Source organism: Campylobacter concisus (genome assembly GCA_002092835.1).
In the GTDB taxonomy this organism is placed as follows: domain Bacteria; phylum Campylobacterota; class Campylobacteria; order Campylobacterales; family Campylobacteraceae; genus Campylobacter_A; species Campylobacter_A concisus_K.
In genome coordinates, this window is sequence record LVWL01000018.1 from 96,810 (window position 1) to 120,568 (window position 23,759).

Annotated in this window: 22 protein-coding genes; 13 read left to right on the plus strand and 9 right to left on the minus strand. The window is 32.5% G+C overall.

Features of this window, described 5'->3' with window-relative positions; translation table 11 throughout:
* The first annotated feature begins 66 nt into the window (after positions 1 to 66).
* The 6 genes from A3835_02260 (at position 67) to A3835_02285 (ending at position 6,149) form a co-directional block, all read left to right on the plus strand.
* The gene (locus tag A3835_02260; GenBank protein ORI08395.1) at positions 67 to 1,365 is read left to right on the plus strand and encodes an integrase; all 1,299 of its coding nucleotides are present in this window, start codon (positions 67 to 69) and stop codon (positions 1,363 to 1,365) included.
* Positions 1,366 to 1,424: 59 nt separating this feature from the next.
* Positions 1,425 to 2,264 carry a hypothetical protein gene (locus A3835_02265; protein ID ORI08396.1) on the plus strand — a complete coding sequence of 280 codons (840 nt, stop codon included), beginning with the start codon at positions 1,425 to 1,427 and terminating at the stop codon, positions 2,262 to 2,264.
* Between the two features lie 32 nt (positions 2,265 to 2,296).
* Positions 2,297 to 3,070, plus strand: a complete 774-nt coding sequence (locus tag A3835_02270) for a hypothetical protein (GenBank protein ORI08397.1) — start codon at positions 2,297 to 2,299, stop codon at positions 3,068 to 3,070.
* Entirely contained in the window at positions 3,054 to 3,494 is a 441-nt protein-coding gene (locus A3835_02275; protein ORI08398.1) for a hypothetical protein, read from the plus strand. The genes A3835_02270 and A3835_02275 overlap by 17 nt, the downstream gene beginning before the upstream one ends.
* Before the next feature lie 121 nt (positions 3,495 to 3,615).
* Positions 3,616 to 4,179 carry a hypothetical protein gene (locus A3835_02280; protein ID ORI08399.1) on the plus strand — a complete coding sequence of 188 codons (564 nt, stop codon included), beginning with the start codon at positions 3,616 to 3,618 and terminating at the stop codon, positions 4,177 to 4,179.
* Positions 4,176 to 6,149 (plus strand): hypothetical protein, encoded by a 1,974-nt coding sequence (locus A3835_02285; GenBank protein ORI08400.1) that lies wholly within the window; start codon positions 4,176 to 4,178, stop codon positions 6,147 to 6,149. The genes A3835_02280 and A3835_02285 overlap by 4 nt, the downstream gene beginning before the upstream one ends.
* Positions 6,150 to 6,187: 38 nt before the next feature.
* Here the strand turns inward: A3835_02285 and A3835_02290 are convergent, their stop codons facing one another.
* The 3 genes from A3835_02290 to A3835_02300 all read right to left on the minus strand — a co-directional run bounded on the left by A3835_02290 (position 6,188) and on the right by A3835_02300 (position 9,679).
* Positions 6,188 to 7,558: a hypothetical protein gene (locus tag A3835_02290; protein ID ORI08401.1), complete on the minus strand. Its 1,371-nt coding sequence runs from the start codon at positions 7,556 to 7,558 to the stop codon at positions 6,188 to 6,190.
* 177 nt (positions 7,559 to 7,735) lie between these two features.
* Positions 7,736 to 8,293 carry a Clp protease gene (locus A3835_02295; protein ORI08402.1) on the minus strand — a complete coding sequence of 186 codons (558 nt, stop codon included), beginning with the start codon at positions 8,291 to 8,293 and terminating at the stop codon, positions 7,736 to 7,738.
* Positions 8,294 to 8,458: 165 nt separating this feature from the next.
* Positions 8,459 to 9,679: a hypothetical protein gene (locus A3835_02300; GenBank protein ORI08403.1), complete on the minus strand. Its 1,221-nt coding sequence runs from the start codon at positions 9,677 to 9,679 to the stop codon at positions 8,459 to 8,461.
* A 204-nt stretch (positions 9,680 to 9,883) separates the two neighbouring features.
* On the opposite strand from A3835_02300, the gene A3835_02305 reads away from it, so the two are divergent.
* Genes A3835_02305 through A3835_02315 form a run of 3 tightly spaced genes read left to right on the plus strand, consistent with a single transcriptional unit; the run spans position 9,884 to position 11,295 of the window.
* Entirely contained in the window at positions 9,884 to 10,420 is a 537-nt protein-coding gene (locus A3835_02305) for a hypothetical protein (protein ID ORI08404.1), read from the plus strand.
* 1 nt (position 10,421) lies between these two features.
* Positions 10,422 to 10,919, plus strand: a complete 498-nt coding sequence (locus A3835_02310) for a hypothetical protein (GenBank protein ID ORI08405.1) — start codon at positions 10,422 to 10,424, stop codon at positions 10,917 to 10,919.
* A 25-nt stretch (positions 10,920 to 10,944) separates the two neighbouring features.
* Complete coding sequence (locus A3835_02315; GenBank protein ORI08406.1) at positions 10,945 to 11,295, plus strand: hypothetical protein; 351 nt, start codon at positions 10,945 to 10,947, stop codon at positions 11,293 to 11,295.
* 57 nt (positions 11,296 to 11,352) lie between these two features.
* Here A3835_02315 and A3835_02320 read toward each other — a convergent pair whose 3' ends face one another.
* The 3 genes from A3835_02320 to A3835_02330 form a co-directional block, all read right to left on the minus strand.
* Positions 11,353 to 11,907 carry a hypothetical protein gene (locus A3835_02320; protein ID ORI08407.1) on the minus strand — a complete coding sequence of 185 codons (555 nt, stop codon included), beginning with the start codon at positions 11,905 to 11,907 and terminating at the stop codon, positions 11,353 to 11,355.
* A 10-nt stretch (positions 11,908 to 11,917) separates the two neighbouring features.
* Entirely contained in the window at positions 11,918 to 12,859 is a 942-nt protein-coding gene (locus A3835_02325) for a hypothetical protein (GenBank protein ORI08408.1), read from the minus strand.
* A gap of 128 nt (positions 12,860 to 12,987) precedes the next feature.
* Positions 12,988 to 13,419 (minus strand): hypothetical protein, encoded by a 432-nt coding sequence (locus A3835_02330; GenBank protein ORI08409.1) that lies wholly within the window; start codon positions 13,417 to 13,419, stop codon positions 12,988 to 12,990.
* 135 nt (positions 13,420 to 13,554) lie between these two features.
* On the opposite strand from A3835_02330, the gene A3835_02335 reads away from it, so the two are divergent.
* Both A3835_02335 and A3835_02340 read left to right on the plus strand, forming a co-directional pair.
* Positions 13,555 to 14,040, plus strand: coding sequence for a hypothetical protein (locus A3835_02335; GenBank protein ID ORI08410.1), 486 nt, complete (start codon positions 13,555 to 13,557; stop codon positions 14,038 to 14,040).
* Positions 14,041 to 14,048: 8 nt separating this feature from the next.
* Entirely contained in the window at positions 14,049 to 15,104 is a 1,056-nt protein-coding gene (locus A3835_02340) for a hypothetical protein (protein ORI08411.1), read from the plus strand.
* Between the two features lie 156 nt (positions 15,105 to 15,260).
* Here the strand turns inward: A3835_02340 and A3835_02345 are convergent, their stop codons facing one another.
* Complete coding sequence (locus A3835_02345; protein ID ORI08412.1) at positions 15,261 to 15,692, minus strand: hypothetical protein; 432 nt, start codon at positions 15,690 to 15,692, stop codon at positions 15,261 to 15,263.
* A 413-nt stretch (positions 15,693 to 16,105) separates the two neighbouring features.
* On the opposite strand from A3835_02345, the gene A3835_02350 reads away from it, so the two are divergent.
* Positions 16,106 to 17,356, plus strand: coding sequence for a hypothetical protein (locus tag A3835_02350; protein ID ORI08413.1), 1,251 nt, complete (start codon positions 16,106 to 16,108; stop codon positions 17,354 to 17,356).
* 10 nt (positions 17,357 to 17,366) lie between these two features.
* On the opposite strand, the gene A3835_02355 is transcribed toward A3835_02350, so the two are convergent.
* Together A3835_02355 and A3835_02360 are read right to left on the minus strand one after the other, a co-directional pair.
* The gene (locus A3835_02355) at positions 17,367 to 17,654 is read right to left on the minus strand and encodes a plasmid stabilization protein (GenBank protein ID ORI08414.1); all 288 of its coding nucleotides are present in this window, start codon (positions 17,652 to 17,654) and stop codon (positions 17,367 to 17,369) included.
* Positions 17,655 to 17,906: a hypothetical protein gene (locus tag A3835_02360; protein ORI08415.1), complete on the minus strand. Its 252-nt coding sequence runs from the start codon at positions 17,904 to 17,906 to the stop codon at positions 17,655 to 17,657.
* Positions 17,907 to 18,720: 814 nt separating this feature from the next.
* Here A3835_02360 and A3835_02365 point away from each other — a divergent pair.
* Positions 18,721 to 23,739 (plus strand): hypothetical protein, encoded by a 5,019-nt coding sequence (locus A3835_02365; GenBank protein ID ORI08416.1) that lies wholly within the window; start codon positions 18,721 to 18,723, stop codon positions 23,737 to 23,739.
* Positions 23,740 to 23,759 lie beyond the last annotated feature (20 nt).

Consider the following 23,759-nt stretch of genomic DNA (forward strand, 5'->3'; position numbering starts at 1 on the left):
TTCGGACAAATAAGATTTGTTACAGAAAATTTGCTATTTTGTTACAGAAAATAGATAGGCTCTATCATGAGCTCTAAGTTAATTACTAAGATATCGAATAGACCAAATTTTTACTTTTTTGATACGGCTCTTAAAGATGGTAAAAAGCTAACTGTAAAATTTTGCCTTTTCACAAAAGACTTAGATGAGGCAGTAAGACTAGCAAATTCTATAAAAGACAAGGCAAACGAAGCTCTTGCTAAAAAGACATGCTTGCCGCATACAAGTTCTAAAAGTCTGAGAGCTTTAATAAATACTAAAAGACTAAACGAGCGACATATTAAACAACATAGTATATTTTTAGATGCTAGCGAATATAAACAAATATCACAAGATGTGATAACTAAATTTTATAATGTAATAGCTTTAGAAGAAGATACTTTAAAAGATGATGAAGTATCTTCGGATTGGAATAGCGCATGTCTAAATCCAAAAGAAGCTAATGTGCCATCATTGTCTTTTGAAGCAGTAGCAAAAAGATATGTACAAACAGAGTGTTTAAAGCTAAAATCTAGCGATAAAACCAAAGGCTATTATATTAAGACTGGCAAGCTCTTGGATGAGTTTTTTAAAGATCATCAAGGTAAAGACTTTAGCTACAGCGACGCCGAAAACTTTCAAACAACTCTAGCAAATAAAAAACTCAATAAAAAGACTATTAACAACTACACATCTTACTCAAAAAGGCTCTTTGACTATGCCATAAAGATGGGCAAGCTTACGACCAATCCATTTAAGATGCTTACATCTTTTAAAATTTCAGCCGACGAGAAGTCGCCGAAAGATAACTTTAGTCTAGATGAACTAAAAATAGTTTTTGACACAAAAAGGCTTGATCTACAAAACTATATGATGTTTGCTCTTCATACTGGGCTAAGGTTTAATGAAATTTGGCAACTTGATAGTAAAAGCGTAGGCGAAGAAGATGGCATAAAATTTATAAAAGTTAAGACTGCCAAGCAAAAAGGAGGCGTTAGTAAATATAGGCAAATTCCACTACATAAGAATATTGAGCATTTGGCTGATTTAAAGTGGCTAGAGCAAATCAAGAAAGGAAAAGAGAGCAGTGATTATTTTGGAAAGTGCCTAAATCGACATATTCATAAATCTATCCCAAGTGCAAATGTTAGTTTTCACAGACTACGTGGCAATTTTGCAAAAGCCATTAAAGACTATTGTTTGGAAAATTCTCTAGCAGATCTTACTTCCGTTCTTTTGGGTCATAGCACAGACCTAGCAACTGATACATATGCAAAAGGAGTGTCCTTGAAGGCTAAAAAAGAGGCACTAAAAGGACTCGATGACTATCATTTACTAATTATTTAAAAATACCTACTTTGAAAAGTATAATTATCAATATATATCTTTTAAAATAGGAGCATCTCATGAACAAAGAGATTAAAAAACTACTTGAAGTCGATGATTTTAATGAATTAAATCATCTAGCAATAAAGTTTCATTATCAAAATGATCCAAAACTACTATCTGATGATATAAATTATTGCCTTGGAAAGGGGTATGAAAGAGCCACAAGTGATAAGGGTAAAAACTACTGGTTAAAAATATGTTGTCATCTTTTTAATCTATTTCCATACTCTGTCCATTTGTTTGGAACTAAAAAGTTTAAAGATATAATGGACGAGCGATTTGACGCCTTAAATTCAAGGACTGATACTACCCAAAGACCTATCGTCCCAATAGATAATGACTTGCCTGTAGAGAAGATAATAAATAGTTTTTATCCAGCTACACCAGAGAAAAAACTAGCCTATAAGAAAAAGAAGAATGCTAAAGAAATTTCTAGTGGCAATACAGTAGAAGTAAAAGGCGGGCTTATTGTTCTTGGTGCTTTTGTGCCACATTATATCGTGTCAGAGATATTAAACTATACCAAAAGGAAAGAGAAAACCAAAATAAAACCAATCAAACCTAACAAAGATTCACTAAATATAACAACGATAGAAGATTTGGTTGAAAACTATTTAGAAAGTGTTGGATCACGACAAAAACTTAGCGAAAGCACAAAAAAAGAATACAGATTGGCATCAAAGCTACTTCAAGAATTTCTTGATAGTAAAAGCATTGGGATAAATGATATAAATTTAATTGTAGCTGAAAAATTTCAAGATAGTCTTTTAAATTCTAAAGATGAAACACAGAAACGTGGCGAAAAAAGAGTGAATAATATAGTTGGCTTTCTTTCAAAAATTTTGAAAGAGCTGTAAATTTAGGCCTTATTGAAACTAATTATTTTAGCATGATATCACTTGTACGTTTTCGCATTAATAAAAAAACTACTAAGAGAAATTTTACTGAAGACGAACTGAAATTATTATTTTCAGGACAACATGGTATTGAAAAAGAGATATTAGACTATTTTAGGTTCAAACTGCATGTTGGACTTCGCATGGAAGAATTCTTTAGATTAAATAAAAACAGCTTCATAACAGAGACAATAAATGGACAAACATATGATTGTGTCATTATAGATACAGCAAAAGGCAAATACAGTAGTGAATCCAAAAGAGTAATTGTCCTACATGAAAATATTAAAGACTTACATAATTATAAATGGGTTAAAGCCATAAAAGAAAAATACCCTACAATAAAGTCTTTTAATAAGAAAGCCAATGGTTGCATAAATAAAGTTATAAGTGATAAAAAAATTAGTGATCATCGTTTGAGAGGCAACTTTGCTAAGAGAGTAGTAGAGTATGATCGTATAAACAACATAAGTGGCTCCATTGTAAATGCTGCAGATGAATTAGGACACAATATAAATAAAAACAATAGAAAGAGTCTCGAACAATATAATGACCTAATTAAAGGAATGCTAGGTTACGATCTCTCCGACGCTCTTGACATATACGCCAAGTCTGACTTTTTGAAACTAAAACAAAGAATCATGAAAGCATTTGATGAATATTCAGATATTTTTAAATACTTGGATATACCAGGTGACAAAATACCGCATATTAAATCAAATAAAAGAAAAACAATAAAAAGGATAAAAAATGATAAGAATTTATAATAATGAACTTTTGTTCAGACCTGTTTATTCAGACGAACTCTATATATTTGATGATCCGTTTGAGACCATTAATGATTGGCTCGATGCGGCGATCATGGGCTTAAAACAAGAATGCTCTTTCGTTTTAAGCGGTTCATATTTTGGAGAATTTGCTACAGAAACTAGTGATTATATCGTAGGTGGTCGACAATGCGAAGAATGGACATACCAAAAAGTATTTGATTTTTGTAAAGAGTTATATGATGAAGTCTTTAAGATCAGGATCAAGTTAGTTGGACTCTTCTGTCAGTCCATAGGCTGCACAGACAAAGAGGAATTTGATGAAATTTATCAAAAATTCAATAAAAAACTTGATAAGTTTAAAGAAATTTTAGATGAGTTTAAAATACCAGAAGGTGTAGATATGCAATATGGTTTTAAATAATACACGTTTTCTTATACTCATTAAGACAACATTTAGTTTTTAAGAATGAGCTTAGTAAAAGTTAAATAGAATTATTCGCTTTGAATAATTCTATTCTTTAAAAATAAAAAAGGGATATAGTATGGAGACTAAATTTTGTCAATTTTGTGGCGAGACAATTAACAAAGATGCTATTAAATGCAGATATTGTGGTAGCTTCTTAAATGAGGAAGCCAAAAACCAAGCAAGAGAACAAATGAATAACCAAAAAAATATGGCGAATAATTTCCCACATCAAAACCAAGCAAATAATAATGAAATTCCGCTTGGCTTTATAAAAACGCGGAATGGAGAAATAATCCCAAAACCACATGGTTTTAATTTTTTGGCATTTTTGTTTGGGCCTGTATATTGTGCTGGATATGGAAATGTGTGGTATGTGTTCCTAAACGCTGTTGCAATGTTCCTTCTTGCAGCAGTCATTGGAAATAATTTAGCCAATGTTGAGCTAGTGGGTTTTCTTTACGTTCTTTATTCTGTAGCATTGTTTATAATGCATATTGTAATAGGTGCAATAGCAAATAGTACTCTACCAGTAAAAGTAGCTGAATTTAAATTTGGTAATGTTTTCGCTGCAATGTTTGTATTGATAGTAATGTATCTTTTATCATTAGCGATAATTATCGGCGGAATCGGCAGACTATGAATAGCAATTTGATCAAATGCCCTTTTTGTGCTGAAGAAATAGAAAAAGACTTGGAGTTTTGTCCTATCTGTGATACACAACTAAAAACGCAGTGCCCTTTTTGCAAAGAAGAAGTAAAGACAAATGCTACCAAGTGCAGATTTTGTGGTGAAAATTTGCATTTTATGCCAAAAACCAAAAAAGAGATCATTAAAGAGCAAGAAGAGAGTGAAAGAAAAAGGTTGCAAAAGCTAGAAGAAGAAGCAAGAGAGGAGCAACTAAAAAAAGAAAAAGAAGAAGAGGCAATTCGCTTGAGAGAGCAAAGACAGCGTGAATTAGAAGAAGCTAGACTTGCTAAGGAAGCCAAAAAAAGAGAAAATAGAGAGCAACTAAAAAAGCACATAAAAAAATATAAATTTATATATGCCATATCTATTTTTATACTTGCTATAGCGGTAGCCTCTGCATTTATATTCTTGGGGAATCCAAGCAGATATGAAATTTATAGTCTAGGAAATGAATGTGAAAATCAAAAAAGTGATAGCTGTATGAAATTGGCATACTTTTATCAAAAAGAGCATGACGCTGCAGCAGTCAAACTATATGCAGACAAAGCAATAAGTATTTTAAAAGAGAAGTGCGAATCTGATTCTAAAGCCTGCTATAAACTAGGTCTGCTTTATGAACATGGCGACTATCAAACCAGTAGTTTTACTTTAGAGAAGATAAAAAGCATAGATTATAAAGAGGCTTATGAATATTACAAAATATCTTGTAAATTAAATAATACACAAGCATGCGATAAGCAAAAAGTACTTGAAAACGATGCAAAAATTGCTTGCGAGATAGGGATAAGCGACGGCTGCATAAAACTAGCTAAAAATTATGAACAAAAAAATGATCTAGAGCATGCAAATGAGATCTATACAAAGCTATGCAATAATAATAACGATGAAGCTTGTAAGGCTTTAGCCAACAATCTATTAAAGGGCAATCCCTCTGAAAAAAACATAAAAGTAGCTTATGAGCTATATAAAAAGGTTGATGCGTCTAAAGCAAATACTGTTTTTAATGGTGAATATGGATGCGTTCTAAACAATAGTCTTGCTTGCTTTGAATTAGGATTAGAATATTACAACAAGGGTGACTACAAAAAAGCAAATGAATATTATGAGATGGGATGTAAATTGGGAGATGGTGGATCTTGTGCAAATTTAGGCATTAATTATCTAAGAGGAAATGGAACCTTGGCAGATGCAAATAAAGCAAAAGATTTTTTCCAAAAAGCTTGTGATCTTAAAATTGGTATTGCTTGTCAAAACTTAGCTTTCATGTATTGGTCTGAAAAAAAGATAGATAGTGCTGCTGTAAATTTTGAAAAAGCTTGTAATTTTGATATGGCCGAATCTTGCGGATATGCTAGCGAACTTTTTAAAGATGAAGCAAACTTTTTTAAAGATTTAAAAAAAGCTATCGAATTTGCCAAAAAAGGGTGCGATCTAAAAGATGGCAAGAGCTGCTTTAATCTTGGCGCTGGTTATGGGGAAGGCAATGGTATAAAAAAAGACTTTAAAGAGGCTAATAAATACTATCAAAAAGCTTGTGATCTAAATAATGATGCTGATGGATGTGCAAGTCTTGGATACAACTATAAATACGGCTATGGAATAACTAAAGATCTAACTTTGGCTAATAAATATAATAAAAAAGCTTGTGATGCAGGAAGTGGTAGAGGATGTAACTACCTTGGCGTAAACTATAGAGATGGTGTTGGCTTTGAAAAAAATATGCAAACCGCATACTCTTACTTCAAAAAATCTTGTTATGACTACAATTATGCTAGGGGATGCACAAATTTAGGTGAAATATTATGCAAATATGGTAATTATACCAATGCAAAACAAGAGGCAAGAGACGCGCTAAATAAAGCATACTATGAACTAGGTGACAAGAAAGCAATTGAGATACTTAATCAATATTTTAGCTACTAAACACTCATGGGAAAGTCTCCCATGAGTAAATTTACATATCATAAAACCTGCCAGAGCTCTTCATCTTCGTCATTTGACTCGTTTGCTTCTTGAACCAAAACATTTAGTTTTTTAAGCAGTGCGTCAAGTTTTTTATTTAGCACTGGCACTTCAGATTTCTTTTTTGTCACTATGTCTTGCTTTATGAGCAAAGAGCGCCTTTTAAATAGCTGCTCGTTATATATCAAAATTTCATTATCCCCAAGAGCTACATTGGTAAAACTACTACCGATGCCAAGCTCTTTTTGATAGCTTAGCTCAGCCTTTAAAAGGTCATTTTCATCTATAAATATAGGCGAAGCTTTATAAATTTTACCATCGTAGTAATACTCAAATTTTTTTAACTTGCTAAAGTCTTTATCCTCTCCGCTGGCGTATTGTCTGACCGAGTTTTTAAAGAAGTATTGATTGGTTAAATTTCCAACTAGCTCTTTATATCTTGAGTCACTACCAAGGCTACTTTTTAGCACATCTTCATTTTGAAAGGCGAGTATGAGCTCGACCCTAGCCTCTCTTAGCACGTCAGCATGGAGGTCAGTTGAGGGATTTAGTACACGCTGCGCCTCGTCTATAAAGATACTAACTGGCACCTTCTCTTCATTTGCTATGCGCTGCGCCATATTTGAAAGGGTGGAATTTAGCATAAGCTCAACCGCACTATCTTTTAGCCCTTGAGAATTTACAACGACTATCTTTCCTTCATTTAGTAGCTTGCTTATGCTATTGCCATGATAGTTTAGCATCTCATCGTCGGCTATGCTTTGCAAGGCAAAAAGCATAAATGTGTAGTTTGAGAAAAGCCTTGCTTTTTGTGACTCTTCATCATTTCTTACACCCTCATACTCCTTAAAAGCTTGTATGAAATTTTCAGATTTTTCATTAAACTCGCCTAATGCCCAAATTTTCTCATTTAAAGAACCAGCCAAAGATATTTTTTTTATAACTTTTGCAAATACTGTATCACTTTTTACATGATCATCTACCAGCTTAACTAAGGCATAAAAGTTTTTAAAGTCACCTAGTTGCTGGGTTGATTTGCATAAATTTGCAAAGTTTGGCTTCATATCTTTTACCTTATTTTCTATATGTGTGGTGCAAAAACCTTGCTCCTTAAAGTCACATATCGCTTTCATCATTGAAAGAGACTTTGTAGCGATGTTTGCCGCTAAATTTCCCCAAAAAGGATCACGCTTTGTGCCAAATGTCTTTTGAAAGAAATTCATCAATAAACTCTCACTAGCATCATCCATTATGTTTATTTTATCGCCCCATGGTACGTTTATCATTACAACATCTTTTAGCCTGCCATGCTTCTTGGCTAAAAATTTAACCTTTTTATGCTCAACTCCTTTGTAGTCAAAGATGAGCATCCCATGCCCTTCTTTTATGCGTTCATCCATCGCTGGCAAAATCGCCGAAGTAGTCTTACCACAACCTGTTTGACCTGTTATCATTGCATGTGTAAAGCTAATAGGTATGCTAATAGCATTTGAGGCAGCACAGAGGCTGCGCCTTTTGTATTGTTGAGTAGTGAAAAAACTGACATGTTATTCTCCTTTTTTAGTTGATATTATTTCATTTGCTAGGCCATAAGTAATGGCTAATGGTGCGTCTATATAGCAGTCTCTATCGGTGATCTGTTCTATCTTTGCTATCTTTAGGTTGCTATTAGCCTTTATCATCTCGTTGACTTTTGATTTGATTTTTAAAATTTGATTTGCGATCAGCTCTATGTCGCTTGCTTGACCTGATGCGCCACCAAGAGGCTGATGAAGCATGAGGCTTGAGTTTGGCAGCATATAGCGTTTATCTCCGTTTAAAAATATGAGCGCAGACATAGAGGCAGCTAGACCGACGCAAAAAGTGTTGATTGGTGATTTTATGGTCTTCATAAAGTCGATTAGTCCAAAGCCATCATATATTGAGCCACCAGGACCACTTATATATATGTTTATGTCGCTTTGATTTACACTGTCAAGATACAAAAGTATCTTTTGTGTAGCTAGGCAAATTTCTTGATCTATCTGCCCATATAAAAAGATATTTCTATCAGCAAGTAAGCTCATTTGAATGTCAGCTAAATTTAGCTTGTCAAACTCTGCCATCTTCTCTCCTTATTTTTGGTTTTTGTGAGAGAAGTTTAAGATAGTAGATGAGTCTTTAAATTCCACCTATTGCTTCTAGAGCTGGTGGCTTGGTAGTTTATAAAAGCTCTATATCGTCTATGCGGTATCCTAAAGCAGGAGATCTTTTTTCATCAATGAATAAATTTAAGCTCTTACCAAGATATCCTCGAAGTAAATTTTAGCTAGCTCTTTAGAGTTTTTGTATTTAAAAAGAGTATGTGTGGCAAGATATAGTCCGTAGATATCATCAATAAGCCACTGTCTTGCGTATCTATCTTTGTTTATTTCAAATTTTTTATAAGAAAGATCATTTTTTAGATCATTTAGCTCTTTTTTGAATTTATTTAATGCAAAAATGTTTTCATCTTTAAGGGATTTATATATAAGCTCAGGATCTAAAAGCGAGCTATCATCTAAAGATCTTAAGCACTTTTTGACAAGGGTAGCTTTTATTTTTAGCACCTTTTGCCCTATCTTCCAAATTTCATCATAAATTTGATCAAAATTACCAAAGAATGCAGGCGAGAATATAACCAAAGAGTCATCTTCTCTAAAACTTATATATCTATCTTTAAAAATTTTAAGCTCAAAAATTTCTGATCTCATATTGCTAAAAACTAACGCTTGGTTGTCTCTATCTAGCCCCATTATAAAGCCTTTTTTTATTATCAGCACATTCATATGTTCTAAAAATCTCTGAGCTTTTACCTTGTTGTAATCATATCCTGAAAGATAAAATGTCATACCATCTAGCTGGCTATTTGAAAAGTCTGTGTATCTACACTTCCAAAAGTAGTCTCCTGGGCTTAAACACATCATTATAAAAGCAGTATCTTGCATATATGTAAATTTTTCATCATAACTTATTAATCTACTTTTTAGAGATTTTACATGATTTTCTAGGTAATCATTTGGAGCTAGGATGTAACTATTTTTATCATTTATGTGCTGTTTTTGGCTCAATAATAAATTTTGATCTAGCTTTATAAGTGCAAAAAACTCTTCATATATTTTCTTTAGTATCGCATTTATATGCTTTCTCTTATTTCTATCTTTTTCATCAAAATTTTTAATGTAGCCACGAAGTCTTGGCACATTTACTATTAGATCCTCATCTTTACCGCAAACCTTGCTAACTTCATCCATAAATTTTTTAGTCTGTCTATCTCTTTTTTTATCAACCATCTTTTTAAGTATAGATAGATCATTTTCTTTACTAAAATCATAAAATTTACTAACAAAAAGAGAGAGTGCGTATGTGTTTACGAGAGAGTTTAAAATAGGCGTTTGATTGATTTTGGTATTTTCTTTTAGCTCTTTTTTCTTTCTATCATTAAAAATTTTATATTCAAGTAAAAATTGCATATTTTTTTCCTTATAGTTTTAAGATCGCTTGTAGTATTTTGATTGACTACATCTACCAAGATTCTACCTATATTTTTATTAGTTTTCCAAAAAAACAAAGCAACAATATTTAAGTCATAAATATATATTTAATAAATAATCAAAATTATTCAAATAAATATAAAATATGATATAATTATTCGTATAGAAAATATAGGAGGAATTATGGTAAAAAAAATAGCATTTACCTTATTTTTGTTTTTTGTAGGTACAAATGCCAATGCCTCTTTTTTAGAGGCTTTAGCTAAAGGGATAGCACAAGATATGAAAGAATTTATGACTCCCCCTAAAAAACCTGTATGTGACCCTACTTTTGCAAACTCAAGATCCATATATGTAAGAGATAGTAATGGCATTGGCTTTGACTATGAATATACATATAAGAGTCTTAGCATAGATTCAAATTTATATGTAGAAGACCCAACTAAAACAGAATATCCAAATATACAAAGAATAGCATCCATTAATTGTAGTAACAATATGATGTCAACTTATTTGACTCTATGGTATATTGATAAAACAACAGGTAGAATTATTGAAGAATTCGTTCCAATAGAAAGCTACGAAAAGGAGCTAAAAAAACTTCCCCTGCTTGATATAAATGAAGCACAAGAAAGGGGCTGGATATCTGCAGACTTTCGTAGAAACTATTATGAACGGAATTACTCGGTAATATATCTTAAAGACAAAAAAGGAAAATAAGATGATTAGAAATTTAGCGCTTGTTCTTTTGGCAATGTTTTTATTAAGTGGTTGTGCAACAACAGCACTAAATAAAAGTAAGAAAATACAAAGAACAGATAAAGTCATTAAATCACAGAAAGACTCTAATAGTGGAATATACTACCATATATCTTATGGTCCTGAGTTTGATTTTGCAGGAAACGGAAGAAATAAGACCTTTTATTATTATTTAGAAATTTTCCCAGTTAAGACTGATTTTATAAATCCTTACATTAAAAGAAACGATGAATATGTAGCACTAACAGAATGTTATAGTAAATTACTCAACGTATCTTCTAAGACTGGGGTTATTCATGTAAGCACTAAAGAATATATTTTGCCAAGCAACCCAAACAGTATAATGCTTTATAGAACTTTAGAATCTAAAAAAAGAATAGAGCTTAGTGACTTCTCTGTATGTGATTCTTCTGTTAAATGGAAGAGATTGCAAGAGGCTCCTAAAGAGTCGAACAAGTAGGTAAACAAAATTTAAGGATTAAAAAATGAAAAGGATATCGTTGTTTTTGGTAGTAATTGCGTTAAATGCTTCTGCAGTTACAAGTAAAGAGGTTGAAAAAAGTTGGGACAATATGGTCAGTGCAATGGCTGAAATGAGACCAGTATATACGATGAAATATGCAAATGAGTTAAGAAGTCAGTGTCTAAATGGTGAAAATTGTTTAGCTTGTGAAAAATTTATAAAAATACCAATATTCGCTTCTAGTTTAGCAAACTTTGCTGATAGCAAACTAGGAACTAAGCTTCTTGGTATGGTTGAAAGTTATGCAAATAAAATTTACGATCATGGTTGCCACAAGATAGGTTGCAAAGCCATATGTGATCTTGCAAAATAAAATGGCCATACCACTAAATACCGGTTCTGAAAACTGGTATTTAGCCTCTATATAAATTTAATTTGGATTGTTTTGATCTCTTAAGTATTCTATTGTTAATTCACTTTTAATCTGCAATATCTCTAGTCTAATCATTTCAGCATTTTGGATAAAATCCAATTTCTCATTACGACCATTTACATCTGTTATTTCTATTCCATTGTCTCTAACTTCAATATTTGAAATTTCAAATATATTAAAGCTGGTTGGCTTAAAAAGTTTAACCATTATAGCTCTTCGTTGTGTTATAAATATTCCATATACAAAATTCTTTCTTATTGTTAATATAATAGCTATAATAAATATAATTACAAGAACAAAAATAGTAAAAGCAAAACTGCTAGTAAGATCATATTCAAAATAGCCTATCGTAGCAGAAATAACAAACACCAAAAACAATGTTTCAAAGCAAAAGACTTGACTCCAATCCATCTTAAGCACAACTTCTTTTTTTATAGTCTCGTCATTCCGTAAGTCAATACATTCATAAAAATATGATTCATATTTATAAATTAAAAAACTAATTGTACCTAATACTAAAATCCATAAGAGAATCGAACCAAAAGTAGACATTTTTAATCCTTTAGTAATATCTTTTGATGTATTTTCTGCCTTCTTCTGACAGTATGTCTTCTATGAATCTATATGGCACCATTTTGAGATCATCGCAACGTTGATGTACATACATCTTTCCATCAAATATATACATATTCCAACTAAGACAAATTGATCCGGCGCCAAGATATATAATGCCTTTTTCGTCTAATAGTCTCTCTAGGCTTTCCTTGTCAACCGTAAAAAAGTCTTGGATATCCTTTTCTTTACCATCTTTTATCATCCTTACTTCTCTATAATCTCCTTCTGCATTACCAGTAGTATTCATATATCTTAAAGAGTCTTCGATCGCTATGTCTGGTGAAGAGAAGTAAATATTTGTGTGACCTATCATATGCTCACTGGAATTTAAACTACTTTTTCTATAGCTATCTAAACTACCATACGGCCCTGTATAGCACACATCCTTATTTCTAATGAGCTCTTCTTCATCCTGAGTAAGCTTAATATTATAGTTTTTTACAAAGATAGACTTCAGCTCCAAAACCTTTGTGAGTGCTATACACTCATTTTGCGCTTTTAGACAATAGCTTGAATCTTGTGGTTTATCCTTATTGTATTGTGTTGATATTATTTCAAAAACTTTTACATTGTTTCCGAATTTATCTTTTTTAAAGCATCCAATATCTTTACCTGTTTTAGTGCATTCTGTCTTTTGTCCATCTACTATTATTTCTCCCATATTGCGGTAGTCATAGCATTCCCCAAAGTCATCCTTCTCATTTCTTTGCGAATCAAAAAAGTTAAAAACAAGCTGAAGTGATAAGTCATAGCCACCTGTTCTATTTTGAAGCACATAGATTGATTGAACACCTGTGTCTATAATGTATTTGAAATTGCTAGTAGCACCTCTTTCTAATCCATATACTATACTAGCCAAAAAGCATACAATAAATAATGCCTTTTTCATCGAGAACTCCTTTTTCTATAAGTAAAAATTTGCAAGTATATTATTCAATACGAACTTTATTTGATATAAATTTTATTTTAACTATATAGTTTCTAGGTAGGGTTGTCTTTATGGCGAGTAGAAAGTGGTTATAAAAGAGAAATATCTCTCATATGTCTTAGCGTTTGCTCTTTATTTTTCTCTAGAATTTCTATTAGCCTTGTTAAGAGTGGTTCTGAAGCGTATTGACAAAGATCTATGATACGACTTATGTTTTGCAAATTTGCATATTCTTTATCGTTATAGTTACACTTACTAGCTATATCTTTTAAAAAGCTTGAGATATTAAGGTCGTCTATAAAAAGTTCTTGTTCGCTTACATCAAGAGCTTTTGCTATATAAGGTATAAGCTCGGCTTTGATCTCTCTATTTCCATTGAGATAGTTGTATATAGATGACAAAGATGGCACTTCGCCTGTGCTTTTTAGCCTAGGTTCAAGATCTATAAATTTTTGGACAAAGTCCTTTTTCTTTAACTTTTTACTTCTTAGGATCGCATTTATTCTTTCATAAATTTGCATTTTACACTCTTTGAAATTGCTCTAAATTTAAGAAGTATAGTTGATAAAAAAATACTATATGAATTAAGTATTCAATAAGAATAATTCTTATATGATTCTTAACATAATGAATGAATTTCAAATAGGGAGATTGTTATGAAAAAAGTATTTTTAAGTTTGCTAATAGCTAGCTTACCATTGGCTGTGTTTGGTGCTGCACCTTTTGAGTTAAAGTTATATCAAGAGGATTCTACAGCACCTGGATTTGACTTTACTATTACTTCGCTTTATGATGGCAAGCTTGTTGTTGATTACCCTAATATTGTAGTAAACAAGGGTAAGGCAGGATGTGTAATATATGATGATAAAAAATTACACGATAGAGTTGGAAATTATTTTATAAAGCAGGGAAATGGCAATGCTTTTTCAGGATTTGGAATGGCTATATTAACATCTGCATTTAGTTCAACAGAGGATAGAAAAAAACTTTATAGAGAATTGGGTGTGGGTGTTGAAGAAAACCATAAGCTTGTATTTGAGTATGGAGATGCTAGAAAATCTTATATGGTATGCCAAAAAAATAGAATTTTAGAGATAGTTGTCCCAACAAATGTTGGAACATATACTTTTAGTTTTAGATAGGATAAATGATGATGGCGATGAAAAACATCGTAAAGATTTTAGCAATTGCAGCTCTTAGCTTAAATTTACTTCAAGCAAAAGCTACACTTTCTATAGATGGATATATGCCAAAAATACTTTTTATGAAAGTCAAAGATGGTGGAACTGTCTATGTGGATGATGAGAAAAAGGGTATGACATCGGCAAGCGGTCCGTTGATCGTTCAAATAGCAGAGGGAGAGCATAATGTAAAGGTATGCTTTCCTAATGAAAAAAATAATATGCTCAGGATATGTGGTGAGCAAAAAGTCTATGTAGCAGACGACACACAGGCTAGTGTAAGTATAAAAGCAGAAAGATCACAAAGCTTGACAGATCTAGAAAAGTGCCAAGATGGTGATTTTAAAATTTGTACTGAGCTAGGTAATGCTTATTACAATGGTGATGGAGTAGCAAAAAACCTTAATAAATCAGTAGACCTTTATCAAAAAGCTTGTGATGGTGGAGAGATAAATGGATGTTTTAATCTAGGTAATGCTTATTACAATGGTGATGGAGTAACCAAAGATTTTAATAAAGCAGCGCAACTTTACCAAAAAGCTTGCGATAGCAAAAATATGTATGGATGCAACAACTTGGGTAATGCTTATGACAATGGTGATGGAGTAACCAAAGATTTTAATAAAGCAGCGCAACTTTACCAAAAAGCTTGTGATGGTGGAAATATGATAGGATGTAGTAACTTAGGTATTGCTTATTACAATGGTAATGGAGTAACCAAAGATTTTAATAAGGCAGCGCAACTTTACCAAAAAGCTTGCGATGGTGGAAATATAAATGGATGTTTTAACCTAGGTAATGCTTATCGCAATGGCGATGGAGTAGCAAAAAACCTTAATAAGGCAGCGCAACTTTACCTAGAAGCTTGCGATGGTGGAGATATGGAAGGATGCTTTAATCTAGGGAGTGCCTATTTCAATGGCGATGGAGTAGCAAGAGATATTTATAAGGCGATGAAACTTTTTCAAAAAGCTTGTGATGGTGGAGATATGTATGGATGTAATGTGCTGCAAAAACTCTATTAGATGTTACTTATAAAAGATAATATATAATCAAAAAATACATACAGCTACTTATAAATTTACAAGTGGCTGTATAACTTTCAGGTTATGTAATTTTTAATAAAATCTCTTTTAAGCACTCTTTTAAATGTTGAACATCTTTTGCAAGGTCATTGTCTTTTAAAACACCAAGTATAAAGATGCTTTTTTGTAGTCAATTTTTAAGGTTTTTGGATCATTTATCACATTGCTTTTAGCATAGATCAAGACGCCAGTCCTTGCATCAGACTTTTTAGTATATTTTGATATCTGGCGTAAATTTTTACAATCACCCTTGTTTAGGTATCCATTATAAAAATACCTATATTTAGCGTCTAAGACGACTGACACCTTTTTGCTATTTTTATCTAAAATTGCAAAGTCTGATCTTAAATTTGTGCCAGGGGTAGAATGCTGAGTTTTTAGAATAAATTTACTATCAAGGTTATTTTTTAAAATCACATCTTTAAGTATCTTCTCTATATAAAGCTCAAAAAGGTTTGGTGCGTATAAAAGATAACCAAATTTTAACCTTCTTGAACAGTTCTCATTTACATATCTCTTATCTTTCAAGATGATGATTTTTGCAAGCCAAAGTGCTAACTTATAGTCTTTGTAAAGATTGTTTTTTATTGATTTTGAGTTAAGAGCTACATTGGTATCGTTATCGCTTGTTGTCTTGCTATTAGTCTTTGTAAGTAAAAAATTTTTAATATCTTTGTCATGGAGAGAAAATTTTTGATTTTTACTAATCTGTACACATCACTTCATTGCGATACTCCTCATCTCCTATCATCTTAAGAGAGTTATATGTTTTACCAGTTTTAACTTATATACTTTATATTTATTTTTAAGTCATGGACCTCGCAGAGCCCAAAGGTTTAGAGCTCTCTAAACCAATTTGGGCAATAAAATGGTTTAGGCGAACGATTTTTGCCCAAACACATATAATTACTATAAATAGATATTAAATTTAAAGAGGCAATATGTTTAAAAACCAACAAGCAAATATAACATTTGAGCTAGCTACTGAGCGAACAAATGCTCACAATAGTAGAGAAGAAAAACCTGGCTACCTAATGCCAGGATACTATCTAAATGAAAAATATGGAATCTTGAAAAAGTCTGTGAGACACATAAGATTAAATGAGCTTAGCTTCAATGACTTATGGCAAAAAAGAAGAGATGAGATGAAGCATGAAGTATCACATCTTGGTAAGATAAAGCTAGTAGATAAACATAAGGGCAAAAAACCACTAAAGCAAAACTGTCACTATGAATGTGTCATAGGACTAAACGAGCATACGCAACTATCAAGCTTACTAAAATCCATAAAAGCTGTAAGCAAAATTTTAAATATTGAACCCATAAATTTATACATTCATAGTGATGAGGGGCACCTTTTAAGAAAGAGCGATAATAAGGAGATATTTCCACTATTTCATGATGAGAATGGCAAACTAGGCGGCACATACATTACGGATAAGGATGGCAGGGCTTATTATATACATATAAAAGAAAGCATAAATGGCAAACAATACTATGAAAAAGGGGCTGAACTAGAATATGAAAAATTTGAGCCAATATTTCAAAAGCATGCTCATGTGGAATGGAATAGCTTAGTAAATGGTAGAAACCAAATGCAAAGATTCAAAAAGAACACAACCGATCCGAATTTGGATTATAAAACCGTTTTTAAAGCTGTATATAACATAAATGCTGAAATTTTAGGAATGATAAAAGGTGGTGGTGGCAGTAGGCATAAAAAACTAAAAGCTTTTAGAATAGCCAGCGAAAATGATAAGCTAACACAAAAGATAGAAGAACTAAAAGCTATCATAGAAAAAGACGAGACATATATAGATATTATTTCTAAGTATAGTGAAGATCAAAAGGTAAATATAAAAGATCTAGAATATGAAAATGAAATACTAAGAACAAGGCTCAATGATCAAGAAAGCTTATATAAAGTACAAGAAGTTGAGCTACAAGTTACTAAAAATGAGCTTTGTAAAGCCAATGAAGAGATTATTGAAAAAAATAGCGAAATAGAAATTACAAGAGAAGAAATAAAACAGATGAAAGGAGAAATTTATAGTTTAGTTATGACTCACGCAAATACAAACATCAAGCTAAAAAGAGAACTTGAATGCTTGGGCTTAACCTTTCCTGCGGAGATTAAGGCGCAAGAGCTAAATAGTAATTTAGAAGCTATAGCCTCTATAAATTTAAGCTAATAGCGTATTTCTATGAGTAAGGAGTGAGATTGTGCTTATATATTGCAAGTATTTTTATATGATCTTGTTCTATACGAAAGACTACCACATACCCTTTAAATATAAGATCTCTAGTGTCTTCTCTATTGATTGTTTTATTTTTTCTAAATCTGTAAGGCATATAAGAGATGCTTTTTAGCCTTTCTAATAGCTTGCAATAAAAAGTCCAAGCAGTTTCAACGCTATCCTTGGAGTAAAAGTTCAAAATTGCATCAAGTTGGCTTAGGAATTCCTTGCTTAAATAAGGAATTTGCTGCATTTAGGCACCGTATTTTTTAAAAAGAGAATTTACATGAGCATTCATTTCGTCCATTGAGACATACTCTAGCTCCCCTTTATCATCCATATCAGAAATCCTCTTCAGGTGCTCCTCATCCTCTTTACCAAGATAGTTTTGCTGCTCACCATAGGTTTCAAAAATAGCAGCTGGATCTATTTTAAAAAGTAGAGCCTTTATCGCTTCAAGAGTAGTATTATCTGCAGTTGTTTGAATATTTATCATGGTAGTCATAAAAGTCCTTTTAAATTTGGGTAGATTATAGCACTTTAGAGTCTTTGATTTTATTAAAACAAAAATTTCTATAGCTAAAAATTTTAGAAAAAGTTGTCCTTATAATTGGACAAATTTTTTTATTAAAAATACTATAAAAGCCCTATAAAATAACAGAATACTTGTTACAGAGAATTTGGGTATTTGTTACAGAAAATCAGCAAAAATAAAGCTTTAAAATATATAATTCTAATATTAATAAGAAGTCGTATATATTGGACTTTTAAAAGGTTAAATAATGACAAAAGCCATAAGATTGGCGGAGTGTCCCTCTCTGTCCGCCACTGCTTATAAATAATCATAAATTTTTATTATCATTTCATATTATTTTTTGAATATCTTTATATAAATTTTTCGCGTTAGAAAATTGCTTACCTAGAAAAACTTAACTATAAGTTTGTAGATTTTAGACTGATGATTTTTTGTGAAATTTATAAATAAAATTTTTATAGCGATCACACATTTTTTAAAAATTATGATTTTTTTGGTTATATTGTTGTTTCAAACTAATTAAAAATATCTTAAATTAAGTTTTTATTATAAAAAATATTATATTTTGCATGATTAATTATATTGACAATCAAAAAACCTACTTTTTGATAAATGCCCAAAATTTGCCTTTACGAACTATTGACATTCGGATTTTATATCCATATTTATGTGATATATTTTTTCTTAAAAGATAAATTTTTTCGTATAAAGTTATATCCTATAAAGATATTATATAATCAGGCAAAAATTTAAATAATACAAAAAATAATAATAAGGAGTAATCTTGGCTAAAGAAGCTGGAGTAGTAAAATTTATTAGTGGCAAGGCGGTCGCTATCGATCAAAACGGAAATGAGAGAGAGCTAAAAGTAGGTGACATCCTTTATATGGGAGAGGGTATCAAGACAAGTGATGCAGCTGATAAAATAACAATCGTTTCAAATAATGGAAAAGAGATTACGATTGTAGGCAATGATACGCTTGCGTTAAATCAAAGTACTATAGGCGCAGAAGGCTTGGCAGATGTTAGTGATTTGCAAAATGCTATTTTAAATGGCGGAGATTTAACAAAACTTGAAGAAACTGCTGCTGGTGGAAACACTGCTGCTGGTGGTGGAGATGGTGTTAGTCTAAGTGACGCTAAATTTGCTGAGGGTGGCCACTATTCAAACATTAATGCAACATATAGAAATTTAAGTGATACAAACAGAGCCTTTGCTTCATACGATAGCCCAATAGGCGGATACAATGGCGGAGATGATACTATAATCCCAAGCAATCCTCTTGTAACTTTTATAAGCGATCTTAATAACGATGGTACTTTAAGCAGGGTTGAGCATGCACGCGATACAAATTTAAATACATCAAAAGTTCTTATTACAATTCCAAATGATGGCACAGTAAGGGCCGGAGATATACTAAATATCACTATAACTAAGCCAGATGGTAATACTGAAAATAAAACAATTCCTATCACCCCAACTATCATAAGCAATGGTTATCAGTTTGATGCACCAATACAGACTGGTAAAATTTCAAAAGTTGATGCAACTATTACAAATTTTCAAGGAAATGTTAGTGGTAGAAGCGAAGATAGCGTAACTTCAAGTGGCTTTAGTGCTCCAGAGGTTAAATTTACAGAAGATAACAGCCCTGATAATAATCTATTAACATATACTGAAAATGCTAAAGATGGTAAATTAAATGAAACTCCAGTACTTATAACTGTAAAAGATGTGATTGTTGGAGATATGCTTCACGTGACTTTGACAAAGCCTGATGGTACAACTGAGGTTAGAAATGTATCTATTGATCAAAACATAATAGATAATGGATATAAGATAGATAATATGCCAGTCGAGCACGGGAAGCCTTCAAAAGTAGAAGCTTATGTAGCAGATAGCACAAACACGATGAGAAGTGCAACTGCAAGTGACTCTACTACTCTTGATGTAAAGCCAACTTTGAAATTTACTGAAGATACAGATGATAATATCTATCTATATGATAATGAAAATAAGCAAGATAACGACTTTAGAAGCACAACAGTAGAAATAACTCTACCAAAAGATGTAGTTATTGGCGATAAGATCGTTATAACTTATACCGATCCACTAACCAAGCAAGATACAACAAAAGAAATTTCTCTTACACAAGAGATGATTGATAATCAAAAAGTAAATACATCTCTTCCGATATTTCCAGATGTAAGAACATCAGCTAGTGCTCATGTGGTAGATAAAAACAATGTTCGAAAAAGTGAAGAGTCAGATCAAGATAGTGTAATGCCTATTGGTAGAAATTTAGAAATGACATTACCAGAAGAAAAGACTCTTCATGAAATTTCAAGACAAGAAAGTACTGATGACAATGAAGTAAATAAAACCACAGCAAGGATTACTCTGCCAAATAAAATTGATAATGGCGATAAGCTTACGCTAACTATTACTGGACCTGATCCTGATGATCCTGTAAATAATCCATCTAAAACTTATACAAGAGAATTTACTATACATATGGATAGTAAAGGTGCTGTGACTAGTGTAACAGAAAACGGAACTTCTAATGTTTTAACACCTATAAAATCAGGTGACAATAAATATACCATTGATGTTTCTGGTATCCAACTAAAGCATGGAGAAGATACGACTATTAAGGCCAAAGTTACAAATTTAAATCCAAATAGACATACATCCATAAATGAGTCAGAAGTATCGGCTAGTTTAGAGCATGTAAAAAAACCTGAAGTTATCTTTGGAGAGGCTAATGGCACTAGGAGTATGAGCAGAGAGCAAGCTATGAGTGATCATGATCTTAATAGCACAACAGTCACTATAAAGCTTCCTAAAAATGCAGTAAGTGGAGATAAACTAACTGTAACTATAAAAGAGCCAAATGAGGCTACTGCTAGAGAAATAAAATATACTATTGGAAAAGATAATAATGGTAAGTTCTTTGTAAAAGATAGCGATGGCAATAAAATAGATACAGATACAGATGGTAGAAGCTTTAAAATTTCTGGCATTAAAACAGCAACTGGTCTAGAAACTAAAGTAACAGCTGAGATAAAAGATAAAGATGGTATTCAGCATGCAGAAGATACAAGCACGGTTACTATCTCAAATATAAACGATATGGCAGTATATTTCAAAGAGGATGCTGACCGTAACGTATCTTTAACGAGAGCAGAGAGTAAGGACCCAGATGGTGACCTACACAAAACGACAGTAGTAGTAAAAGTGCCAAATAACGTTATAGCTGGTGATGTGGTAACTATAAAAATAGATAATGGCACTTCACCTAAAACTTATAAGGTTACAGGTAGAGATCCAAGCGGTAAAATCATACTAGAAGATACTTCTACTCATACTTCTATAACTGCAAGTGATAAAAATGAGATAGAAATTCCTGGCGTAGAGATCATTGCTGGCAAGACCATCAATGTAACTACTGAGACTACCGATGCAAGCGGTGGTAAAAAAGCTGAAGCACAAAATCATAATACTCTTGAAAAGCTTCATGAAGACATGGAGATAACTTTTGAAAAAGATACCAATAATGATGGTATTTTGGGTAGTGCAGAGGCAACTGGAGCGACTACTATAGCAACTATCAAGCTTCCTTCAAATTTTGTTTTAGGTGATAAATTAATAGTAGAGTCACACAACGAAGACACACCAAATAATAAAACGACCAAGACATATGAGATAGTAAAAGACAATAACGGCAAATTAATAGCCAAAAATGGTAGTGAAGAGCTTGATATTACCGATGATGCTGATAGCAATAAGGTGGTCAAATACACACTTGGCTTAACAGAAGATCATAAAACTATCATTAATGCCAAGGTTACTGATAATACTGGCGCTGATAAGGTTGAGACAAATAGCGATATTACGCTTGATGCTCAAGGTAGCGGTTCTGGAACAGGCTTTAGGCTATTTATTGATGAGGATAAAGATAGAAACGGAGTTCTAAGTAGAGATGAAGCTATGAAGGATGGAAATTTAAATACCACTTCGGCAATACTTCAAATCCCAACCACTGTAAATAGTGGCGATATTATAAAAGTCAAGGTAAATGGTGGAGCAGAACAAGAATATACTATTGTTTCAAATGTCGGCAATCGCATTACTCTAAAATTTCCAGATAATCACACTGAATTACTTCCAACAGATAATAAGCTAAAAATTTCTGATGTTCATATAGATAAAGATCATCCAGCAGTGGTTGAAGCTACTATAAATGGAGTAACAAAGACAGCTAAAGCTACATTAGAATCAGTAGATACTAAAAATTTAAAGATTGAATTTGTTGAAGATAATGCAAGTAGAGACAATGTAATAGACAGAGATGAAGCTATTTTGGACAATGATATAAAAAAGACAATTATAAGCGTTCAGGTGCCGCATAATGTCACAAATGGCGATAAGGTAGCAGTAACAATAAAAGAACCTCAAGCTAATGGCACAACAGGGTCTAGAACCATAACTTATACTGTTTCAAAAACTGCTAACGGCAAAATTTCACTTACAGATGATGCTACTCATACTACTACACAGCTAGCAAACAATACTATAAAAATTCCTGGTGTTGCTATGCTTCCAGGTCGCGAAACTAGTGCAGTAGCTACTATAACAAATGGTGCTGAGACTACAACTAGTAGCGAAGCAAAAGCCAAACTTGCTCCTTTAAGTGAAGCGGGATTAAGTGTAAGCATAGTTGCTGATAAAAATGATAATGGCATTATCTCAAGAGATGAGTCAGGTAGTAAAATTTCAAAGGTTCATGTTTCTATCCCAGGAAGTGTTGTAGCTGGTGATAAGATAGATGTCAAGATAACAAATCCTGATGGATCTACTGCGACTAATCATTACGAAGTTATGAAAAAAGATGTAAATGGAAAAATTACACTTAAAAATTTAGATGATGATTCTCAACAAACGCTTGATAGAGATAAGCCACTTGATCTCAATGCTACTATCGCAGTTGGTAAAGAAACAAAAGCTGAAGTTACTCTAACTGACACATTTGGTGAGAGTAAAACAGTAAGCGATACGGCACATGCTGAGATCGATGCTATAAGAGGCATCATGTTTAATAAGGATATAAAAACCTCAGAAAATGGCGAAAGATCTACTACGGTTAAAGTTTATCTTAATGAAGATGCTAGAAATGGAGATACGGTAGAGTTTAAATACACTGATCCAGACAACCACCATGCACTAACTAAGACTGCAACACATACTTTATCGGCTGAAGATATAACAAAAGGTGTATTCGAGCAATCATTAGATATTAATGCTAGATCAGCTTATGATTTGGAAGTCAAAGCTACTCTTAAGACCTCGGATTCGGATGGCTTAGAGTCCAAGTCTTACGAGCCTTATAAACCACTTCATATAGGCGTTGAAAACTATACGGTTAAATTTGACGCAAGCAAAGATATGAAAGGTGGCAAAGGCAATGATACTTTGGTAGTCGATGGTGGCGAAGTTGATTTTAACAACATTCCTAATATTCCTAATCTTGATTCAAAAGTAGAAAGCTTTGAAAATATTGAGCTTAAAGGTGGCTCTGAGATAAAATTTGATGCAAAAGCTATCTTTAACATCACTGATAATCTTAACACCGTTCTCAAGATCAAGGGCGATGCAACTAACAAAGTTGATATCAATGGTAAATGGAAAGAAGATACTTTAGTGCATGCTGATGCTGGCTTTAAAGGCTACTCAAGCGTAGATCAAGTAAATGGTCAAACACTTCATATTCAGATAGAAGACAAAATCCAAACTGATCTTTAATTGCCAAGTGTGGGCGTAAA